The organism is Ligilactobacillus ruminis ATCC 27782 (assembly GCF_000224985.1).
In the GTDB taxonomy this organism is placed as follows: domain Bacteria; phylum Bacillota; class Bacilli; order Lactobacillales; family Lactobacillaceae; genus Ligilactobacillus; species Ligilactobacillus ruminis.
Window position 1 is genome coordinate 1005657 of record NC_015975.1, and the last position, 19586, is coordinate 1025242.

The window sequence follows — 19586 nt, forward strand, 5'->3', positions numbered from 1 at the left end:
TAGAAGGAGGAGTTTCTGTTGGATTCAAATACTCTGAAAATCATTGCGATGTGCGTCATCGGCTATTTGCTCGGTTCGATTCCTTCCGGCGTTTGGATCGGCAAATTAATGTACGGCAAGGACGTTCGCGATTACGGCAGCGGAAATATGGGTACGACCAACACGTTTCGCGTGCTTGGAAAAAAGGCAGGAATCATCGTTTTGGTGATGGACATGTTCAAGGGAACTTTAACGGCTCTGCTTCCGATGATGTTTGGCATGCATGTCAACGCTTTGCTGATCGGTCTTTCGGCAATCATCGGCCACGTCTTTCCGATCTTTGCCGGATTCAAAGGCGGAAAAGCCGTTGCGACGAGCGTCGGCGTGCTTTTGGTCTATAATCCGGAGTTCTTTTTGATTGCCTGGGTCATTTTCCTGATCACGCTTTATGTTTCAAGCATGGTAAGCGTTGCAAGCATGGTCGGCTTTACGCTGATTACGGTCGTTTCGCTGTTTTATAACGATCCGATTTTGACGATCGTTGCTCTTGCTTTGACGATTTTCATTTTTCTCCGTCATTGGGGCAACATCGAACGCATCAAAAACGGAACGGAAAACATGGTTCATTTCGGATTGCTTTACAGAAAAAAACAAAAAGAAAACAAATGAGGATGGGAGAAAAGTCCAGTTTTACTTTTGAATTAAACGAAAAGCCGAACGAAGGCGGTCAATTTGCGACTGACTTCGTCCGCTTTTTTAATTTCCAATGCATAAAAACTACTTTTTCAATCAGCAGGACTGCTCAACCAATCTATCCGGGATCTCGCTCAGATTTCCGGACAAACGGCCGTTTTGGACCATTTTGTCCGTAATCAGCCTTTTTGAAACAGTCCGTTTATGGACAGCGTGCCCATTTTCATCGGTGTGTCCGTAACTGACAGCTATTTTGCCAAAGGAAGCGACTGATGAATCAAGCTCAGTTAACTTTGGGACTTATTACTCCGCTATAGCATGCAATCGTCATGCATACGCAAAAAACGGATGATTTGCAGTTAATTGCAAATCATCCGGTTTTTCAATTTGAGGCATAGTTTTTCCCAACCTCATTTGATTGCTATCTTGAATGAAGCATTGAACGTTTCATTCGGAGCAAGCGTTTTGATTCCGTATTTTTTTCTGAAATCCTGCGTCGTATCGGCAGTATCGGCAATGCTCCACCAAGGCTCAAGGCAGACATACTGTCCGTCTTTCGGGTAGCACGACCAAATGCCCAAAGCAAGCGTATCGTCCGACGTCATTTTCACTTGATGATTATGCTTTTTGCTCTTTAAGACCACTTCAACGGGTGCTCCATCATTGCAAAAAACGATTGCGTCATTGCTGAAAGTTTCTCTTGAGACGTTGATTTCAAAGAGGTCTTTTTCTGTGGCTTTATCCAAATCGAATAACCCCTCTGCATTTAACGGCAAAAAGCGGCGTGATTTTTGCCCCGTAATTTCAACGACGTAATCATCGTATTCATCACCGACTTGAAGCTGCGTTGAAAATGCCGGATGGGCACCGATCCCGAAAGGCATTTCCTGACTGTTGGGATTTTCGACCGTATATGCGGTTTCAATGGTGTTTTCAAACAACGTATAGGCGATCTTTAAAACAAATTCGAACGGATAGGCTTTTTTGGTCTCTGAATCTGATTTTAAAACGAAAACAGCCCTTGTCCGCTGCTTTTCTTCAACCTCAAAGTCCATGTCGCGAGCAAATCCGTGCTGATGCATGGAATAGCGCTTGCCGTCGATGAAGTATTCGTCGTTTTTTAATTTTCCGACCGTTGGGAACAACACGGGCGCATGTCTGCCCCAATATTTTGCATCCCCGCTCCAAAGATAATTTGCGCCTGTTTTTTTCAAAATAATTTCTGAAAGCTCTGCACCATGTTCATTGATGCAGACTCTGATATGTTCGTTTTCAAGCATGACGGTCATGTCAAAATCCCCCTTCTACAGAATATATTGGCTGAGATCCTTGTCGGCAACGATCGAGCCGACCTTGTCTTCAACATAGGCTTCAGTAATCGTGATTTCGCCCATATGCATGTCTGGTCCTTCAAACAGCAAATCTTCAAGCAGTTTTTCAAGAATCGTGTGAAGACGTCTGGCACCGATATTTTCGGTTTCGTGATTTACTTTGAATGCAATCTCAGCAATTTTCTCGATTGCCTCTTTCGTAAACGTTACGGAAACGTTGTCCGTGCCGATCAAAGCAATATACTGCTTGACGAGCGCGTTTCTCGGTTCCGTCAAGATTCTGACGAAATCTTCTTTTTGCAAATCGTCAAGCTCGACTCTGATCGGGAATCTTCCTTGAAGTTCCGCAATCAGATCGCTTGGCTTTGATTCTGCAAACGCACCGGAAGCAATGAATAAAATATGATCTGTTTTGATCATGCCGTATTTTGTTTTGATTGAAGACCCTTCGACAATCGGCAAGATGTCTCGCTGAACTCCTTCGCGCGAAACCTCGCCGGAGTTTTGCTTTGATTTGGAAGTAATCTTGTCGATTTCATCGATAAAGATAATGCCGGTATTTTCGGCGCGCTTGATGGCGGCATCGGCAATGTCCCATGAGTTGACGAGCTTGGATGATTCTTCGCGAACCAAAATTTCGCGTGCTTCTTTAACGGTTACCGTTCTGGTGATCTTTTTTTTCGGCGTAATCTGGGCAAGCGCGTCTGAAAGGTCGACGCCCATTTGGCCGAGCATTCCGTCGGATGCTCCGGACGGAGAGCTTGGCTCATCCATCTGGAGCGTGATTTCTTCATTTTCAAGATATCCTTGACGAAGTTTTTCGGCAACCGACATGCGCTTGTCTGCAATCTCATCGGTTACGTCTTCAGGTTCTTCCTGCTGATTGAAAAGGTTTGCGTAATTTCCGCTTTGAAGATCGCTCATCATCTTTGAAAATGCTTGCTGCTGCGACATTTTTTCCTGTTTCTTCTGAGCAGGAACGAGCAGTTTCACCAACCGTTTGTCAGCTTTTGCGACGGCTTCTGCACGAACGTTTTTGAACATTTCGTCTTCTTCCATCTTGTAAGAAACTTCAACCAGATCACGAACCATCGATTCGACGTCGCGACCAACGTAGCCGACTTCCGTGAATTTTGTAGCTTCGACCTTGATAAACGGTGCATCGACGATTTTGGCCAGACGTCTGGCTATTTCAGTCTTTCCGACGCCTGTGGGTCCGATCATCATCATATTTTTTGGCGTGATTTCTTCCTGCATGTCCTCAGAAAGCTGCATCCTGCGGTAGCGGTTGCGTAAAGCGATTGCAACGGCCTTTTTGGCTTTTGCTTGTCCAACGACGTACTTGTCGAGTTCGGCTACGATTTCTTTTGGAGTTTTTTCATGTCCTGTCAAATCCAGTCCCTCCTTAAAGTTCTTCGCAAATAATATTGTGATTCGTGAAAATATCAATGTCGCCGGCAATTCCGATTGCGGCCTTGGCAATTTCGGCTGCAGACATGCCATCAGCATATTTCGTCATGGCTTTTGCAGCGGCCAAAGCGTAGTTTCCGCCCGACCCGATTGCCAAAACGTCGTCGTCGGGTTCGATTACTTCGCCCGATCCGGAAACAAGCAGCAGATTCTTGGCATCCATCACGATCAGCAATGCCTCCAGTTTCTGCAATGCTTGATCGCTGCGCCATTCTTGCGCCAGTTCAACCGCTGCCCTTTGCAGATTGCCGCTGTATTGATTGAGTTTTTTCTCAAAACGGTCTTCCAAATTGAAAGCATCAGCCACGGATCCGGCAAAGCCGACGACGACTTTGCCGTCATAAATCTTGCGAACCTTGTGGGCCGTCCCTTTCATGATAACTTTTTCGCCCATCGTAACTTGTCCGTCGCCTGCCATGGCCGTCTTGCCATTGTGGCGAACCGCACAAATCGTTGTAGCATGAAATGAAATTGCCATTCTAATTCCTCCAACAAAAATGTAATTTTATGCACGCGGAAAAAATTTTCGGTAGTCCCGCTTAAGATGTTCAGGCGTAACGTGCGTGTATATTTGAGTCGTTGAAATGCTGCTGTGTCCCAAAAGCTCCTGAACCGAACGAAGATCAGCCCCGTTCGCAAGCATGTGCGTCGCAAACGTATGCCTGAGCTCATGCGGATGAATCGTCGTTGTCAAACTGCTTTTTTCAACAATTTTGTTCAAAATGTAGCTGACCCCGGCAGGCGTCAGCTGATCGCCGTAATGGTTTACGAAAACAAAGTCATGTTCCTTTTGATATTTTTCCATGACCGGCGTGCGCATTTTTTCAAAGTAAGCCTTCAACGCATTATCGAGATAGCTTCCAAACTTAACGTAGCGATCCTTTTTGCCTTTCCCGTGAACCAGAATCGAACGCATCGGAAAATCAATATCCTGCATCTTCAAACCGACGCATTCGCTGACGCGCATTCCCGTTGAATACAAGTTCTCAAGCAATGCATTGTCGCGAACGGTCAAAGGATCGTCCCCGCAAACGGCTTGAAACAGCGCATTCATTTCTTTTTCGTAAAAAAAATGCGGCAGTCGTCTCGGATGTCGTCTCAAAGAAACGTATGCAAAAGGATCCTGATCGGCTTTATCGTTTCTGACAAGAAAACGGTAAAAGGCCCGCAAACTTGAAATCTTGCGCGAAACGGTCGTCGTCTTGAGTTCTCTGTCATAAAGCCAGCTCATATACGCATGGACATCGATATTATTGATGTCCTTGAACGATTTCAAACCGCCGCTTTCATCAAGGAAACGGCAAAACTCGTTTAAATCCTCAAAATACGAGGTAATCGTTGCCTCGGAGTACTGTCGCTCAACTTTGAGATATTGCTTAAATTGTTCAAGCCATTCTTTTTCCAAGGCTGACACCCCCTCATTTCATTTTCCTTCACAAAGCATATTAAGTCAAGGTCAAGCGATGCTTTGTGCCAAGTCTTAAGCAAATTTGAATTTTCGCTTGAAAATTCAAATATTTTGTTCTATCATTGTTTTTAAGTATTAACGACTTTTTTATTTGCGCAGATAAAAGTCTAAAATACATTTATTTTCAGACATATTAAAGTATTTGATACTTAAACGGAGTACAAAAGCTTATGAGGTGAATTAATTATCATGGATTATACACAAAACAAAAGCAATCTCAATCCCTTTTCAACTTTCCTGATCATCGGAACGGCCTGGGCCTTTGATGCCTTGGACGTCGGCCTGCTTTCGTTCGTCATGCCGCTGATCAGAAAGGAATGGCTGCTTACGCAATCCCAAACGGGACTGGTGAGTTCTGTCAGTTCAATCGGAATGATTGCTGGCGGCTTTTTATTCGGTCACTTGGCTGATAAGGTTGGTCGGCAAAAAACGCTGATTGCTTCTTTGCTGCTTTTTTCGCTCGGAAACGTCGTTTTGGCCTTCACCCAAGGGTTCTTGCCCTTTTTGATCGTTCGCTTTATCGTCGGTGCCGGACTTGGTGGCGAACTTCCGGTAGCCGCAACCTATATAGCGGAACTGTACAGCGGCAAAAAACGCTCAATGATGCTGATTTTGGCAGACAGTTTCTGGGCCGTCGGCTGGCTTGTCGCAGCCTTTTTGTCATATGCTTTGAGCGGACTTTTAGGCTGGCGCGGGCTTTTGATCGTGACTGCCTGCTCTGGATTTTTCGTAGTCGCAATCAGAAAACACGTCTCGGACAGCGATGACGTTAAGCAAAATACGAAGGAAAAATTTGATTTCAATTCCTTGAAACAGGCCTTTACGTGGCGTACGCCATTGCTTTGGACGGCATGGTTCATGGTCATGTTTTCCTACTATGGCATGTTCATGTGGCTGCCAAGCATTCTTGTTTCAAAAGGAAACAGCTTTGTTTCAAGCTTCGGATACACGACATTGATGGTTGTTGCGCAGCTTCCCGGCTATTTTGGCGCGGCATGGCTGACAAAACACGTCCGATTGCGTTATATCTTTTCAGTTTATATGCTTGGGACCGCTTTGGGGGCCGTGATGTTTGGAAATGCAGTGTCCGTTTCCGCAACGATCATCGCCGGCTGCGTTCTGTCATTCTTCAACCTTGGTGCTTACGGTGCAATCATCGCTTTGACTCCAAGCCTTTACCACGTGAAAACGCGCGGCACGATGACCGGACTTGCGGAAGGCATGGGACGTTTCGGTGCCGTTGTCGGACCGCTTTTGGTCGGATTCTTGATGGACAAGGGAATTTCAATCAATTCGATTTTTATTCTCTTCATGGTTTCATTGATCGTCGGTGCGATTGCCGTTTTGGCATTGCCTGACGAAAACCTTTCAAAGGACGGACAAAATCATGCTGAATAAACTGCTTGCAAAAGAAAAATTAGCTGAATTTCTGAAAGAAGACTTAGGTTTTGGCGATCTAAGCACCGCTTACCTTCCAGACGGTGAAACGGCCGGATCGTTCATTGCCAAAGAAGACGGAATCGCGTGCGGCCAAGAAATTCCGGGAATGGTCTACGAACTTCTTGGCGGTGATGCCGTTTACAGCCCTTGCGTCAAGGATGGTGATTTCATAAAAAAAGGCACGGTGATGGGAAAAGCTGTCGGAAACGCCAAAACTCTTTTAGCCGGTGAACGCGTTTCATTGAATATGATGCAGCATATGAGCGGAATCGCCACGAAAACCCAAAAGGCTATCGATCTTTTAGACGATGATTCAATCAAGCTTTGTGATACCAGAAAAACGACTCTCGGCCTGAGAATGTTTGACAAGTACGCCGTAATGATTGGCGGGGGTCACAACCATCGCTTTGATCTGACCGGTGCGCTCATGTTAAAGGACAATCATATTGCGCTTGCCGGCAGTATCAAAAATTGCGTTGAAAAAACATCAGAAAACATATTGGTCCGTTGACTCCGATCGAAGTCGAAATTGAAACGATTGACGAATTAAAAGAAGCAATCGATGCCAATGTTGACGTGATCATGTTTGACAACCAGTTGCCGCAAACAATACGAAAATGGAAAGAAATAGTTCCTGCCCACGTTAAAATCGAAGCTTCCGGCGGAATCAGCTTTTCGACTATTGCAAGTTTCAAAGGATGCGGTGCTGATTTCCTGTCAATGGGAGAGCTGACCAATGAAGTCGAACCGTTAGACATCAGTTTCCTGGTCAAAAATGCAGTTAAAGCTGAATTTTAAAAAACAAAAAGGAGAGTTGCCTATTTGGCAAGTCCCCTTTTTGTTTTATAATTCGTTTTCCAATTTGTACTTGTCAAGAATATCCAAAGCTCGTTTGGATAACGCCAGATTTCTTTCGCGCTTGTCGCGAATTTTTTGCGAAAGACGCGGCACGATTCCAAAGTTGGCATTGATCGGTTGGAAGTTTTTGGCACTTGCATGCGTAATATAATGAGCCATTGCCCCCATCATCGTCTCAACTGGGAAAACCAACGGATCTTTGTCTTCAATCAACCGAGCGGCATTGATCCCGGCATAAAGCCCGCTTGCAGCGCTTTCGACATAACCTTCGACGCCAGTCATCTGACCTGCAAAAAGCAAATCTGAGCGTTTCTTCGTCTGGTAGGTGTCTTTTAAGAATTCAGGCGAACGAAGATAAGTGTTTCTGTGCATGACGCCGTAGCGAACGAACTGTGCATTTTCCAAACCGGGAATCATTGAAAAGACGCGCTTTTGTTCTCCCCATTTGAGATGAGTCTGAAAACCGACAATGTTATACAAATCACCAACGGCATTATCTTGGCGCAATTGAACTACCGCATAAGGCTCTTTGCCGGTTCTGGGATCTTCTAATCCGACAGGTTTCAGCGGGCCAAACAGCATCGTTTTCTTGCCGCGTGACGCCATCTGTTCAATCGGCATGCATCCTTCAAAGAATCTTTCGTTTTCAAAGGCATGCAGTTCGGCAGTTTCAGCATTAATCAGTTCATTGTAGAAATTTTCGAATTCTTCTTCCGTCATCGGACAGTTGAGGTAAGCAGCATCCCCGCGATCATAACGTGATTTGAGATAAACCTTGTCCATGTCAAGCGAAGCCTTTTCAACGATCGGTGCGGCCGCATCATAGAAATAAAGTCCTTCATCACCCATGAACTCTTTGATTGAATCTGCAAGCGAGTCTGAAGTCAACGGACCTGTCGCAATGACCGTCAACCCCTGCGGCAATTCCTTGAGTTCTTCTTCGATGACCGTAATATTTTCATTTTCATGCAGCGTTTTTGTGATTTCGCCGGAAAAAGCATCACGATCAACTGCCAAAGCCCCACCGGCAGGAACGCTGTTTTCATCAGCGGCTTTCATTATCAAAGAATCAAGCTGTCGCATTTCTTCTTTCAAAAGTCCTGCTCCGTTAGTCAATTGGTTGGCCCGCAAAGAATTTGTACAGACAAGTTCTGCAAAATTTCCCGTATGATGAGCCGGTGTGTTCTTTTTCGGTCGCATCTCGTAAAGTCTTACTTTGATGCCCCTTTTAGCCAGCTGCCAAGCTGCCTCGCTTCCGGCAAGTCCTGCTCCGACCACGTTAACGCATTTTTCCATTAAAATCCTCCATTTGGCTATTTTTGAATAGCTTCTTCATAATCGTTATTTGGACACTTGACCTGCATCCCTTGTTTTGTTTTCTTTTCAATCAAGAAATGCCCGCATTTAGGACAATCTCTTGCAATCGGCTTATCCCATGAAATGAAGTCACATTCAGGATACCTGTTGCAGCCATAGAAAAGCCTGTTCTTCTTTGATTTGCGCTCAATAATTTCACCGCGCTTGCATTGCGGACATTTAACGCCGATTTGTTTAACGATGGCCTTGGTGTTGCGACAGTCAGGAAAGCGACTGCAGGCGTAAAACTTGCCGAATCTTCCCATTTTGACGACCATCGGAGCCCCGCAAATTTCGCAGTCAAAGCCTGCAGGCTCATCTTTTATTTTGACTTTCGCCATTTTTTCTTCAGCAGTCTTGACTTCAGTTGAAAAAGGCTTGTAGAATTCATCAACAACTTTAACCCATTCCTGTTTTCCTTCTTCAATTTCATCCAGCTGATCTTCCAACTTAGCAGTAAATTTGACGTTGAGGATATCAGGGAAACATTTGCCGATCATATTGTCGACAATTTCCCCCAGCTCAGTTGGTTCAAATTTTCTCGCAGCCAATTTGACGTAGTAGCGCTTCTGAATCGTATTCAAAGTCGGTGCATACGTTGAAGGACGACCAACGCCGTTTTCTTCGAGCGTTTTGATCAAAGCTGCTTCCGTAAAGCGTGCCGGTGGTAAAGTGAAATGCTGATTTGGCTGATTCCTGCTCATGATGACCTCATCACCGTTTTCCAAATCCGGCAACATATTGTCCTTATGCTTTGAATCAGCATAAACCTTCGTAAATCCGTCAAATTTAAGCTTTGAACCGGTTGAACGATATGAAACACCATTTTGCTCAAGATCAACGCGCATCGTATCAATAACGGCAGGCGTCATCTGACTGGCAACAAAGCGTGACCAGATCAGCGAATAAAGTTTCATTTGATCCTTGTCAAGGTATTTTTCAAGCGATTTTGGCGTTCTCAAAACTGAAGACGGTCTGATTGCTTCGTGCGCATCCTGAGCTCCTTCAGCAAGCTTGCCTTGACGAGGTTTGATTGCGGCATAATTTTCACCGTACTCAGAATGAATAAACTCTGATGCTTCATGCTTGGCAACTTCAGAAATACGCGTCGAATCAGTACGCATGTAGGTAATCAAGCCAACGGTGCCGCTACGACCGATGTTGATGCCTTCATAAAGCTGCTGAGCAACCATCATCGTCTTTTGAGTTCTGAATTTCAAATTGTTGTTTGCGACCTGCTGCATCGTTGATGTCGTAAACGGAAGCGGAGGTTGTCGCTTGCGTTCTTTCTTTTCAACGTTGTCCACCGTGAACGGCTTTTTCGTATCGATGCGTTCCATGACGGATTTGACGGCATCGTTATTCTGCAAAGCAGTCTTTTTGCCGTCAATGCCGTAAAAAGAACCCTCAAATTTTGAGCGGCCTTTTTTGAATTCGGCATCAATCGTCCAATATTCTTCAGGCTTGAAATTTCTGATTTCTTTTTCGCGCTTAATAATCAAGTTCAAAGCGATTGACTGCACGCGTCCCGCAGAAAGACCCTTTTTGATTTTTGACCATAGAAGCGGAGAAATCGAATAACCCACCAAACGATCGAGCGCCCGCCGAGCCTGTTGAGCATCAACCAGATTCATATCGATTGCACGCGGAGTCTTGAAGGCATTTTTAACCGCATCTTTCGTAATTTCATTAAATACGACGCGATTCTTGTCCTTTGGATCCAGTCCCAACAAATAGGAAAGATGCCATGCAATTGCTTCTCCTTCGCGGTCCGGATCGGCTGCAAGATAGACGTGATCGGCTTTCTTGGCCTCTTTGCGCAATTCTTTGATCACGTCGCCTTTGCCCCGAATTGAAATATAGTGAGGCTCGTAATTGTTTTCAACGTCAATTCCCATCTTGCTTTTGGGAAGATCGCGAATGTGCCCTAAACTCGCCATTACTTTATAACGATTGCCGAGATACTTCTCGATCGTTTTAGCCTTTGAAGGCGATTCCACGATTACAAGGCTCTTTTTGGGAGTCCTTCTGGTTGTTTTCTTTTTTGGTTTTGCTTTAGTGCTACCATCCTTAGTTGGCATGAACCCAACTCCTTTTGCTTTTCTATTACGCTGATATCCGTTCAAGCATTTTATTTAACATCTTAAATAAAATTTCGATACCAATGTTAAGGTAATTTAATGTGATTTGTCAAGAAATTTGAAAATTCTTCAATAATATCTTCCGAACACAATGCAGGTTTTGCACCGGCCGCAATCAATTCGTTCGTTCCTTGTGACAAAGATTCGGTAATTTTTCCGGGAATTGCCAAAACGTTGCGATTTTCTTGCAAAGCAACGTTTGCGGTAATGAGCGTTCCGCTCCTGTGTCTTGCCTCAACGACCAAAATAGTTTGAACAAGCCCGGCAATGATGCGATTCCGTTGCGGAAAATGAAATTTCAGGGGCTGCGATCCAAGCGGATATTCCGTCAGCAAAAGCCCCTTGGCAGCCACTTCGTTTTGAAGCATCACGTTGCCCCTTGGATAAACAACGTCGAGTCCCGTTCCGATGACGGCAATCGTTTTGCCACAATAGTTCATCGTCATTTGGTGCACGATGCTGTCAGTGCCCTTTGCAAGCCCGCTGACGATGACGATTCCCTGATTGATGACGTCCGGCAAAAGCAGCTTCAAACTGTCTTCTGCATACGGTGAATGAACCCTTGACCCTACTACTCCTAAAGCCGGCTCGTTCGTCAATTCGAAATCTCCCTGAAAGTAAAGCACGACCGGGGGATGATAGATTTCCTTTAAGGCTTTAGGATAATTACGATCGATGATCGTTGCGACTCCCGCATATTCAACGTTTTTTCGATATGCTCGTTCAACCTCGGGACTGAATGCTTTTTGAAAAATTCTTTCAAGTTCAAACGATTTTCCTTCAATGAATCTGTCCGTTTCGGAAAAGTTTGGAATTCTGTCGTTTCGTTCGATAAATTCAGCGATTGAAAGCTGGATTGAATAAGGAACTCCCATGACGCTCAGCTTGATTAAAAATTCTCTTTTATTCATAACGCAAACCTGCCTTTTTTACTCTTTATATACTAATAAAGGCGCAAAAAAGCAGCCGAGCTATTTAAAATATTTTGATTTGATCGGTTCAAAAGTCATTCTGTGAATCGGACACGGTCCCAGCTTTTCTAATCCTGCCAAATGTTCCTTGGTTCCGTATCCGTCATTTTTGGAAAAACCATATCCTGGATAAATTCTGTCATAAAACTGCATCAAATGATCTCGATTTACCTTGGCAACAATGCTTGCGGCTGAAATAGAGGCAGATTTGGCATCTCCTTTGATAAGTTTTTTTTGAGGGATGTCGGTTTCAATCTGCATTGCATCGATTAGAAGCTGCTCGGGTTTGATGCGCAATGACTCGACGGCTTGTTTCATCGCAACTCGTGCTGCTTCATAAATGTTGATTCTGTCGATCATCCGATTGTCAACACAGCCGATTCCGACATCAATTGCGCGTTCCAAAATCAATCCGTAAAGCTTTTCCCTTTTTTCCGCAGTCAGCTGTTTGGAATCGTTGACGTCAATCAAATCAAAATCGTGCGGCAAAATTACGCAACAAGCGATAACGGGCCCTGCCAATGGTCCGCGACCGACTTCATCGATTCCTCCGACGTTTTCAATGCCAAAATTCCAATAAGCACGCTCAAGTTTGAGTCTGTTTTCAAACTCGGCCTGCTTTTGTAATTTCTTTTGAATTCTTTTGTCATACGACAAAAGAAGCTTTTGAATTCCTTTGCGCCCGTCTTTTCTGAACGTCTCCAATAATTCCGGTGTCGGGTCTTCTTCAAGAAGCCTTTTCGCCTGTGCGATCGTCATCTTTTTTTCCATGCCTCAACCCCTAAACTTTGGCAGGATCTTTGGGAACGGCATCCAACGTGAAACGTCCGAGTTTTCCCTTGCGGCATTCAAAGATCAAACGCTCGCTTGCACGATCATAATCTTCTTTGAAGCCCATTTTCCTGGTAATTGAAAGCAATAGTTCGACGGTCGGCTGATCCAGATCCGATTCATCCAGTTTATAGCGCTCCGTCAATGCTTGAGGATGGTTGTCGACGAAATATTCCAATTCGTATAATGCAACGTCGTCTTTGGCATAAAGCGTATCTTTGACAGCACCAGTCAAGGCAAGCTTTTTGCCAACGATCGGATCTTCAAATTTTGGCCACAAAATTCCCGGAGTATCAAGCAGCAACAGGCTTGAACCGGCTTTCAGCCATTGCTGCGCCTTGGTGACCCCGGGCTTGTTGCCGACGATTGCGACGTTTTTCTTTACCAATCGATTGAGAAGGGTTGATTTTCCGACGTTCGGAATTCCGATGCACATCGCCTTGATGCGCGAATTCTTGATCCCGCGTGCTTCTTTTGCCGCAATTTTTTCTTTTAAGACTTCCTTGATTTTCTTTTCGATTGCGGGAAGCGTGCCCTGGTTGCTGTTGACGGCAATTGCCGGATGTCCGTTTTGCTCGTAATACGCGATCCATTCTCTCGTCAGTTTGGGATCTGCAAGATCCATCTTTGTCAAAACGATAATGCTTTTTTTGTTTTGCAGCAATTCTTCCAATTGAGGATTTCTTGAAGATTCCGGCAATCTGGCGTCAACCAGTTCCAAAACGATATCTACTGCATTTAAATTTTCCTTGACCTGGCGCAAAGCTTTTGCCATATGCCCAGGATACCACTGAATAACAGTCATTTTTTCCTCCGCTTTAATTGAATAATTTGAATGAAGTAATCGGCCAATAATTCAACAGAACGCGGCCTGATATCCATTCGCTTTTAATGGTTCCGATTGTTCGAGAATCCTTGCTGATTCTGCGGTTGTCTCCCAACACGAAATATTGATTTTTAGGAACCCTTTTCTTGCCGATAAGCTCGTTCAAAGAAAAATCGGATGTATAGGTATTGTATTGTCTCTTGACGTCATCAAGAAACGATTCGTCAACTGCTTTTCCGTTCACGTATAAGGTGTCGTTTTTATAGGAAATCATGTCTCCAGGAAGTCCAATGACGCGTTTGACGCATGTTTTTCCGTTGGGAAGCGTAAAAATCACGATTTCAAAACGCTTGACCTTGCCGTATTTTCTAACCAGCACCTCATTTCCGTCATGCAAAGCAGGTTCCATCGAGTTGCCGACAACTTCAACCGGAGTGAGAACGAAAGTCCTAAAAAACAATGCCGACAAGCTCGCCATTCCGACCAACGGAACCCAGTATTTCCAGTTGAACCTGTTCAGCATCTTTTTCATGGAATTCGCCTCCTCATAAATTTGTTCACACTATTTAATCATAACAAGGATTTGCTTAAAAAAAAAGAGCGAACCTGCCGATATCGGCAGGTTCGCCTTTAATTATTTCAATTCGTCTTCTGCTTTTTCAAGCACAGGATCGTTTTGATTTATTTTTTGAGAAATCTGCGTTTCAAGAGTCGTCAAAGTCTTCGTATCAGCCTTGCCGTTAACGGTCAACTTATTTTCTTTTTGATAGGCCTCGACTGCTTTTTGAGTTTTCTCTGAGAAATAGCCGTTTTCTTTACCGGCATCATATCCTAGGAAATTCAGCATCTTTTGCAACGACTCAACCGAACTGCCGCTGTCGTCCAATTTCAGCTCTTTATTGACGTTAGGCACTAGAACATAAGCTATGCTTGGATAGTCTGCCTTAATATCCGGTTGCAGTCCCTTGTGATGAATCCAAGTTCCGTTCGGAGTCAGCCATTTTGCAATCGTCAGCTTAAGTTCCGTTTTGTCCTTAAATGGCAACGTATTTTGAACCGTGCCTTTCCCGTACGATTTCGTCCCGATGAGTTTGACGCCCGCTGACTGACGCAAGGCTGAAGAGAAGATTTCAGCAGCGCTTGCCGAACCGCCGTTGATTAAAACGACCGTCTTTTCGTGAACCTTAAAGCCGTTGTCAAACTGCTTGCCGGCACGATAAATCGTCGGCTTGCCTGACCGTGATGCTACCTGCAAAATAACTTTGCCGTCTTTAACGAACATTGACGACATTTTCAATGCCTGATCCATTAAGCCGCCTGGATTGTTGCGCATGTCGATGACAAAAGACTTTGCCCCTTGCTTTCGAAGCGAGACGATTGATTGTTTCATTTCCCTTGCCGTGTTTTGCGAGAAAGTCGTCACTGCAATCACGCCGATTGACTTGTTTTTAGAATCCAACGTTTCCGTGACGGTTTTGACTGGGATTTTTGCCCTGACCAGAGTCTTATCGAAAGTCTGCCCGTTTCGTTTGATCGTAATCGTGACCTTGGTTCCAATCTTGCCGCGCATGATTTGGACGGCCTTGTTTAGCGTCATGTCGGATGTTTGGTGTCCGTTGATTTTAACGATCAGATCATTGGCCTTGATTCCGGCCTTTGAAGCCGGAGTACCTGCAATCGGTGCAATGACTTTGATCGCATTGCTGCTTTTTTCGACCTGAGTCCCGATGCCTCCGAAACTTCCTGACATCGTATCGTTTAAATTAGAGCTTTCTGTTTCGGACATGTATTCTGAAAAAGGATCGTCCAATGCGCTGATCATGCCGTTAATTGCTCCGTCCGTCAGCTTCTTTTGCGAAATCTGCTTATAATAATTATAATAAAGCGTACTGTAGACCGAACTGATTTTGCCTAACGACTGGTTGGCGGTTTCAAGTTCTTTGACCTGTTTGTTCATAAAATAATAAACGGAACCGCCTCCCACGAGAAGAGAGACAACGATTGATACAAAAATTCCAATAAAGCCTAACCGTTTTTTGAAAAGCTTTTCTTTAAAAGAACTGCTTGCTTTTTTTGTCACTATTTTTTCCTTCCATCTGCTTATGCGTTTTTGTCCAAATACAGCTGCCACGCATCATCAAAAACCGTCATTGAAGACACGTAGCCTGCTTCAAGTTCCAAGTAGTCAGAGATTTCATCATGGTCGATGGATTGCTTCGGGAAAGCCAAATCATAAAATGCCGCATTCGCAAAAGTTGCCATCTCAGTGTTTTCATCCGGATTGCGCAGCGTCATTAAAAATGCATAAAAAGTCATCGTACCTTTAACCATCATGCCACCTACTTGTCAAGCGGAATCGACACGTTGAATCTGATATCGTCGGTTTGAAGATTCAAACTTTGTCCGCGAACTTTGATGCCTTGCTTTTTCGTCAATTGATTCAAGTCAAGCATGATTTTTGATCTTTTTGAATCAATTTTGGCCCAACGTCCAAGATCGTAGTTGTTTTTGACGTATCCCAAAACAAAGCTTGGCGGTGCGTTCAAAGAACCGATTGCAACCGATTTAGCATTCAAAACGATGTTTCCGTCAGAGTCAAGCACAGGTTTCGTATAAAGCGTAAAAGAAACATTGGCTCCCAAAATTTTGGTCGTTCCCATTAAAATCGCGGACTTGTCGAGTAAAAAACGATACCTGATCGAATCTTTGGTTTGATTTTGTTTCAAATAATAATTGATTGCCGCTTCAAGCTGGTCCTTGTTCATGCTGACCGACAAATCAGCATACTTGTCGGCCGAGGCTTCCGTTTTTTCAACGATTCTGTTCTGATCAACGCTTGGAGTCGTAACTTTGACAAAGATAAACATAAAAAATGCAATTACCAATCCCAGCAAAATGGCAAACGCCCATTTCCACGGATTGGCAGGCTTCGTCAGCTTAACGGTTTTTCTTTTGTGTTCCGTCAAAATCATTCATTTCCTTTCTTAAGCCACAGATCTTCATGTTTTTCCATCACTTCGTAAAGCCTCGATGTCATATATCTGTAGCCTTTTTTATTGGGATGAAAATGGTCAGCATCAGACAGATAGTCATTCTTTTCTGATTTGTCGTTCAATGCGGTTTCAAGTTTTTGATTTGAAAGTTCAGCCAGATCAGAATTTGCCTCCTGTTTCAGTTTCTTCTTTGAATGACCATAATATTGGCCTTCGGACAACTGATCGCAAACATCGACGAACTCCATTTTATCATCCTTTTCAGCATGAGATTCAGCAATTTTATTCCATTCTTTAGTATATTCCTGCATTGGGGTCAAGTTTGGAAAATATACGTAAAACGGATTGTACACGCTGATTAAAAAAATCGGTGCCTTGCTGTTGTATTTTCTGACTGCCGTAAACAAGGATGAAAGTTTTGCATCATACTTCTCTTCTTCTTTTGGCATCACCTTGTCAAGCTTGTTTGCAGCAAGTGCCATAAAGTTGTTTTGCATGACCTGCATCAGATCGTTTCCGCCGACCGTCATCGTAATCACGTCTGCATCTTCCAAGGCGTCTTGAATCTTTTTGCTGGTTTCGACACGCTTTTCAATCTGATCGCTTCTGTCGCCCGTTTTGCCAAAGTTATTGGTCGTGACCGAAACGTTGTGCTCCTTGTTCAGCTTTTGCTTGATCATGTGGACGTACCCGCCCTTATTTTCAGGATCGCCAACCCCATGAGTCAAGGAATCGCCCAATCCCACCAACGAAATGTCTTGTTTCGGAACTTTTCTGGAACTTGCTGCCTTGGCGGTATCCGATTTTTCCAAATCCACTTCGTTTTGAGTTGAAACCGTGCATTTCAATAACGAAAAAGCACCGACGGAAACCAACAAAACCACGCCCAAAAAGATTAATAAACTCTTTGCTTTCTTCACTTAATAAGTCACCCCGTCTAAATTACATATAAGAATATTGTATAACATCTTGCCGCTGAAAATCAAAAACGATGCCAGTTTTTGTTGTTAAATTCTTCAATTATATGTTAAAGTCTTTTTGAGGGGGCATTTCTTTGAAACGTAAAGTACCAACAGAACACATTATTTTCGTCGGGGTTTGGACGGGGCTTTGCTTTGCCGTTTACGGTGGCATCGGCATCGTCAATATCGTCAAAGCTATTTTGGCTAAGGACATCAGCATGACGACAGCTGCTTCAATCATGTTCGGATCATGCATGATTTATATAATTTTGCAAATTATTTCAGTCAGCATGGTCAATACCCGTGCCAGCACGACGATGGGCAAAATTTCGCTTGATTTCGCCATCATTGCTGTAATCAGCTCGCTTTTCCCGTATTGTTTCGGCTTGAAATTTTCGGCAAGCGGCTGGGTTTCGTTCGGATTGCTGTGCGGAGTCGCAATTTTGATGATCATCTACACCAGTATCAGATATTTTAAATATTGGAATTTTGTCTATCCTGTCTTTGCGGTTATCTACATCGCCAGTTTCATCCTGGTTTTTTCGAAAATGAATTTTATTTCCGTAATCGCATCCGTCTTGACTTTAATGGGGATGTTCATGCTCAGCCGCGAGAAACTGTTCTTGATTTCAAATATTTTGGTTCCGACGGGAATCACGCTCAGCGCGCTGGCAACGTTATGCCTTTCGTTATCAGGCAAGACCGTTCAATTGGTGTAATCGTCATGCAAAATCATAATTAAAAAAGCGCAACCAGACTCATGCGGGTTGCGCTTTTTTGGGGGTTATTTTCTTTCATAAACGAAAAACGTGTGCTGATATTGATTCTTTTCGTCCGTCGTTCCTTTTTCTTCGTATTTTAAAGCAAAACGGTCCATGTCAAGGTCCGGCATTGTCGTGTCCGCGTCAAACTTTTCTTTAATCTTCGTGACATAAAGCAGATCGACGTCATCCTTGAACATTTTAAATAAAGATGCGCCACCGATAACGAACGTTATTTCAGAATCGTGTTCCGCAAGAGCCACTTTCTTAAATCATTTTCGTTATGAACTACGACGACCTGATCATTGTCTGCATATTCTTTTTCAAATTCAATGCTGTGGGTCAAAATGACGTGCAAACGACCAGGAAGAAGCTTCGGAAAACTGTCAAACGTTTTTTTGCCCATAATCATCGGATGTCCCGATGTCTGTCGCTTAAAATAGGCCAAATCATTCGGCAAGTGCCACGGCAGTCTACCGTTGATGCCGATATGATGCGCTGAATCTTCAGCCCATATATATGCTAGCATTTCAGTTCCCCCTGTCAAACAGCAACCGGTGCCTTGATTGCCGGTGCCGGATCATAGTCGATGACTTTGATGTCATCAACGTCAAAGTCTTCCAAATGCTTCTTTTCAGGGTTGAGCCATAACGTCGGTGCTTTCTTCGGAGTCCTTTTGAGTTGTTCTTTAACCTGTTCGATATGATTCGAATAAATATGAGCATCACCCAAAGTATGCACGAATTCTCCGACTTCAAGGCCGCATTCGCGCGCAATCAGATGCGTCAGCAGCGAGTAGCTTGCAATATTGAACGGCACGCCCAAAAAAACGTCCCCGCTTCGTTGGTAAAGCTGACAGCTGAGTTTTCCGTCGTTTACGTAAAATTGGAACAATGAATGGCAAGGAGGCAGAGCGCTTGTCGGCACGTCTTCCGGATTCCATGCGGTGACGATCAGACGCCTTGAATCAGGATTGGTCTTGATTTCTTCAATCACGTTCTTGATCTGATCGATCGTCTCGCCATTGCTCGTCTTCCAGTGACGCCATTGTGCACCGTAAACGTTGCCCAAATCACCGTATTTTTTGGCAAATTCGTCATCATTGACCATTCTGTCGCAAAAAAGTTTCATCTGTTCCCGATAGACTTTGTCAAATTCAGGGTCTTTTTGGCAGCGCAAGCCAAAATCCGTCATATCCGGTCCTTCGTACTCGTCTGATTCAACCCATTTTTTGAATGCCCATTCGTCCCAAATGTGGTTTTTGTGCTTAAGAAGATACTGAATGTTCGTATCGCCGTTTAAAAACCATAAAAGCTCGCTTTTAATCAGTCCCAACGGAACCTTTTTGGTCGTCAAAAGCGGGAATCCTTTGCCGAGATCAAAGCGCATCTGGTATCCGAACAGGCTTATAGTTCCTGTCTTCGTCCTATCATCTTTTTTATGTCCATGATCCAAAATATCGCGGATCAGTTGCAAATACGGTTCTTCTAGTTCTGCCATCATAAT

The 19586-nt window shown here is 44.1% G+C and carries 18 protein-coding genes and 2 pseudogenes; 4 read left to right on the plus strand and 16 right to left on the minus strand.

From position 1 onward, the window contains the following. The first annotated feature begins 48 nt into the window (after positions 1 to 48). Positions 49 to 648: a glycerol-3-phosphate 1-O-acyltransferase PlsY gene (plsY, locus tag LRC_RS05090; protein ID WP_050781488.1), complete on the plus strand. Its 600-nt coding sequence runs from the start codon at positions 49 to 51 to the stop codon at positions 646 to 648. 434 nt (positions 649 to 1082) lie between these two features. On the opposite strand, the gene LRC_RS05100 is transcribed toward plsY, so the two are convergent. The 4 genes from LRC_RS05100 to xerC are packed head-to-tail and all read right to left on the minus strand — an operon-like array spanning position 1083 to position 4878. Then, the gene (locus tag LRC_RS05100; protein ID WP_014073444.1) at positions 1083 to 1961 is read right to left on the minus strand and encodes an aldose 1-epimerase family protein; all 879 of its coding nucleotides are present in this window, start codon (positions 1959 to 1961) and stop codon (positions 1083 to 1085) included. A gap of 15 nt (positions 1962 to 1976) precedes the next feature. Next, the gene (hslU, locus tag LRC_RS05105; RefSeq protein WP_476737623.1) at positions 1977 to 3512 is read right to left on the minus strand and encodes an ATP-dependent protease ATPase subunit HslU; all 1536 of its coding nucleotides are present in this window, start codon (positions 3510 to 3512) and stop codon (positions 1977 to 1979) included. Next, entirely contained in the window at positions 3409 to 3951 is a 543-nt protein-coding gene (gene hslV, locus LRC_RS05110; RefSeq protein ID WP_003693914.1) for an ATP-dependent protease subunit HslV, read from the minus strand. Before hslV ends, hslU begins: the two co-directional genes overlap by 104 nt. Positions 3952 to 3978: 27 nt before the next feature. After that, positions 3979 to 4878, minus strand: a complete 900-nt coding sequence (gene xerC / locus LRC_RS05115; RefSeq protein ID WP_014073446.1) for a tyrosine recombinase XerC — start codon at positions 4876 to 4878, stop codon at positions 3979 to 3981. A gap of 252 nt (positions 4879 to 5130) precedes the next feature. On the opposite strand from xerC, the gene LRC_RS05120 reads away from it, so the two are divergent. Both LRC_RS05120 and nadC read left to right on the plus strand, forming a co-directional pair. Continuing rightward, positions 5131 to 6339 carry an MFS transporter gene (locus tag LRC_RS05120; protein WP_014073447.1) on the plus strand — a complete coding sequence of 403 codons (1209 nt, stop codon included), beginning with the start codon at positions 5131 to 5133 and terminating at the stop codon, positions 6337 to 6339. After that, positions 6329 to 7179 (plus strand): annotated as a pseudogene (gene nadC, locus LRC_RS05125) (carboxylating nicotinate-nucleotide diphosphorylase). The gene LRC_RS05120 and the pseudogene nadC overlap by 11 nt, the downstream one beginning before the upstream one ends. 45 nt (positions 7180 to 7224) lie before the next feature. Here nadC and trmFO read toward each other — a convergent pair. From trmFO to LRC_RS05175, 10 genes are all read right to left on the minus strand, one after another. Further along, entirely contained in the window at positions 7225 to 8535 is a 1311-nt protein-coding gene (trmFO, locus tag LRC_RS05130) for an FADH(2)-oxidizing methylenetetrahydrofolate--tRNA-(uracil(54)-C(5))-methyltransferase TrmFO (protein WP_014073448.1), read from the minus strand. A gap of 17 nt (positions 8536 to 8552) precedes the next feature. Continuing rightward, the gene (gene topA, locus LRC_RS05135) at positions 8553 to 10676 is read right to left on the minus strand and encodes a type I DNA topoisomerase (protein ID WP_049780074.1); all 2124 of its coding nucleotides are present in this window, start codon (positions 10674 to 10676) and stop codon (positions 8553 to 8555) included. Positions 10677 to 10762: 86 nt separating this feature from the next. Further along, positions 10763 to 11647, minus strand: coding sequence for a DNA-processing protein DprA (gene dprA, locus LRC_RS05140; protein WP_014073450.1), 885 nt, complete (start codon positions 11645 to 11647; stop codon positions 10763 to 10765). Between the two features lie 60 nt (positions 11648 to 11707). After that, positions 11708 to 12478 carry a ribonuclease HII gene (locus tag LRC_RS05145; protein WP_003693906.1) on the minus strand — a complete coding sequence of 257 codons (771 nt, stop codon included), beginning with the start codon at positions 12476 to 12478 and terminating at the stop codon, positions 11708 to 11710. Positions 12479 to 12488: 10 nt separating this feature from the next. After that, complete coding sequence (gene ylqF / locus LRC_RS05150) at positions 12489 to 13343, minus strand: ribosome biogenesis GTPase YlqF (RefSeq protein ID WP_014073451.1); 855 nt, start codon at positions 13341 to 13343, stop codon at positions 12489 to 12491. A gap of 13 nt (positions 13344 to 13356) precedes the next feature. Next, positions 13357 to 13896 carry a signal peptidase I gene (gene lepB / locus LRC_RS05155; RefSeq protein ID WP_014073452.1) on the minus strand — a complete coding sequence of 180 codons (540 nt, stop codon included), beginning with the start codon at positions 13894 to 13896 and terminating at the stop codon, positions 13357 to 13359. 102 nt (positions 13897 to 13998) lie between these two features. Next, entirely contained in the window at positions 13999 to 15444 is a 1446-nt protein-coding gene (locus LRC_RS05160; RefSeq protein WP_014073453.1) for a S41 family peptidase, read from the minus strand. A gap of 20 nt (positions 15445 to 15464) precedes the next feature. Next, on the minus strand, positions 15465 to 15698 hold the full coding sequence (locus LRC_RS05165) for a YozE family protein (RefSeq protein ID WP_014073454.1): 234 nt from the start codon (positions 15696 to 15698) through the stop codon (positions 15465 to 15467). 5 nt (positions 15699 to 15703) lie between these two features. Continuing rightward, complete coding sequence (locus LRC_RS05170) at positions 15704 to 16336, minus strand: YpmS family protein (protein WP_014073455.1); 633 nt, start codon at positions 16334 to 16336, stop codon at positions 15704 to 15706. Beyond that, positions 16333 to 17277: an SGNH/GDSL hydrolase family protein gene (locus LRC_RS05175; protein ID WP_014073456.1), complete on the minus strand. Its 945-nt coding sequence runs from the start codon at positions 17275 to 17277 to the stop codon at positions 16333 to 16335. Before LRC_RS05175 ends, LRC_RS05170 begins: the two co-directional genes overlap by 4 nt. Positions 17278 to 17411: 134 nt before the next feature. On the opposite strand from LRC_RS05175, the gene LRC_RS05180 reads away from it, so the two are divergent. Then, positions 17412 to 18038, plus strand: a complete 627-nt coding sequence (locus LRC_RS05180) for a hypothetical protein (protein WP_014073457.1) — start codon at positions 17412 to 17414, stop codon at positions 18036 to 18038. Between the two features lie 65 nt (positions 18039 to 18103). On the opposite strand, the pseudogene LRC_RS05185 reads toward LRC_RS05180, so the two are convergent. Beyond that, positions 18104 to 18609 (minus strand): annotated as a pseudogene (locus LRC_RS05185) (dihydrofolate reductase). A gap of 14 nt (positions 18610 to 18623) precedes the next feature. Next, on the minus strand, positions 18624 to 19580 hold the full coding sequence (locus tag LRC_RS05190) for a thymidylate synthase (protein WP_014073458.1): 957 nt from the start codon (positions 19578 to 19580) through the stop codon (positions 18624 to 18626). Between the last annotated feature and the right edge of the window lie 6 nt (positions 19581 to 19586).

Coding starts and splice junctions, on each gene's coding strand:
- plsY (WP_050781488.1), top strand. CDS start 49: ATGTGCGTCATCGGCTATTTGCTCGGTTCGATTCCTTCCGGCGTTTGG.
- LRC_RS05100 (WP_014073444.1), bottom strand. CDS start 1,961: ATGACCGTCATGCTTGAAAACGAACATATCAGAGTCTGCATCAATGAA.
- hslU (WP_476737623.1), bottom strand. CDS start 3,512: ATGCTGATGGCATGTCTGCAGCCGAAATTGCCAAGGCCGCAATCGGAA.
- hslV (WP_003693914.1), bottom strand. CDS start 3,951: ATGGCAATTTCATTTCATGCTACAACGATTTGTGCGGTTCGCCACAAT.
- LRC_RS05120 (WP_014073447.1), top strand. CDS start 5,131: ATGGATTATACACAAAACAAAAGCAATCTCAATCCCTTTTCAACTTTC.
- trmFO (WP_014073448.1), bottom strand. CDS start 8,535: ATGGAAAAATGCGTTAACGTGGTCGGAGCAGGACTTGCCGGAAGCGAG.
- topA (WP_049780074.1), bottom strand. CDS start 10,676: ATGCCAACTAAGGATGGTAGCACTAAAGCAAAACCAAAAAAGAAAACA.
- dprA (WP_014073450.1), bottom strand. CDS start 11,647: ATGAATAAAAGAGAATTTTTAATCAAGCTGAGCGTCATGGGAGTTCCT.
- LRC_RS05145 (WP_003693906.1), bottom strand. CDS start 12,478: ATGGAAAAAAAGATGACGATCGCACAGGCGAAAAGGCTTCTTGAAGAA.
- ylqF (WP_014073451.1), bottom strand. CDS start 13,343: ATGACTGTTATTCAGTGGTATCCTGGGCATATGGCAAAAGCTTTGCGC.
- lepB (WP_014073452.1), bottom strand. CDS start 13,896: ATGAAAAAGATGCTGAACAGGTTCAACTGGAAATACTGGGTTCCGTTG.
- LRC_RS05165 (WP_014073454.1), bottom strand. CDS start 15,698: ATGATGGTTAAAGGTACGATGACTTTTTATGCATTTTTAATGACGCTG.
- LRC_RS05170 (WP_014073455.1), bottom strand. CDS start 16,336: ATGATTTTGACGGAACACAAAAGAAAAACCGTTAAGCTGACGAAGCCT.
- LRC_RS05190 (WP_014073458.1), bottom strand. CDS start 19,580: ATGGCAGAACTAGAAGAACCGTATTTGCAACTGATCCGCGATATTTTG.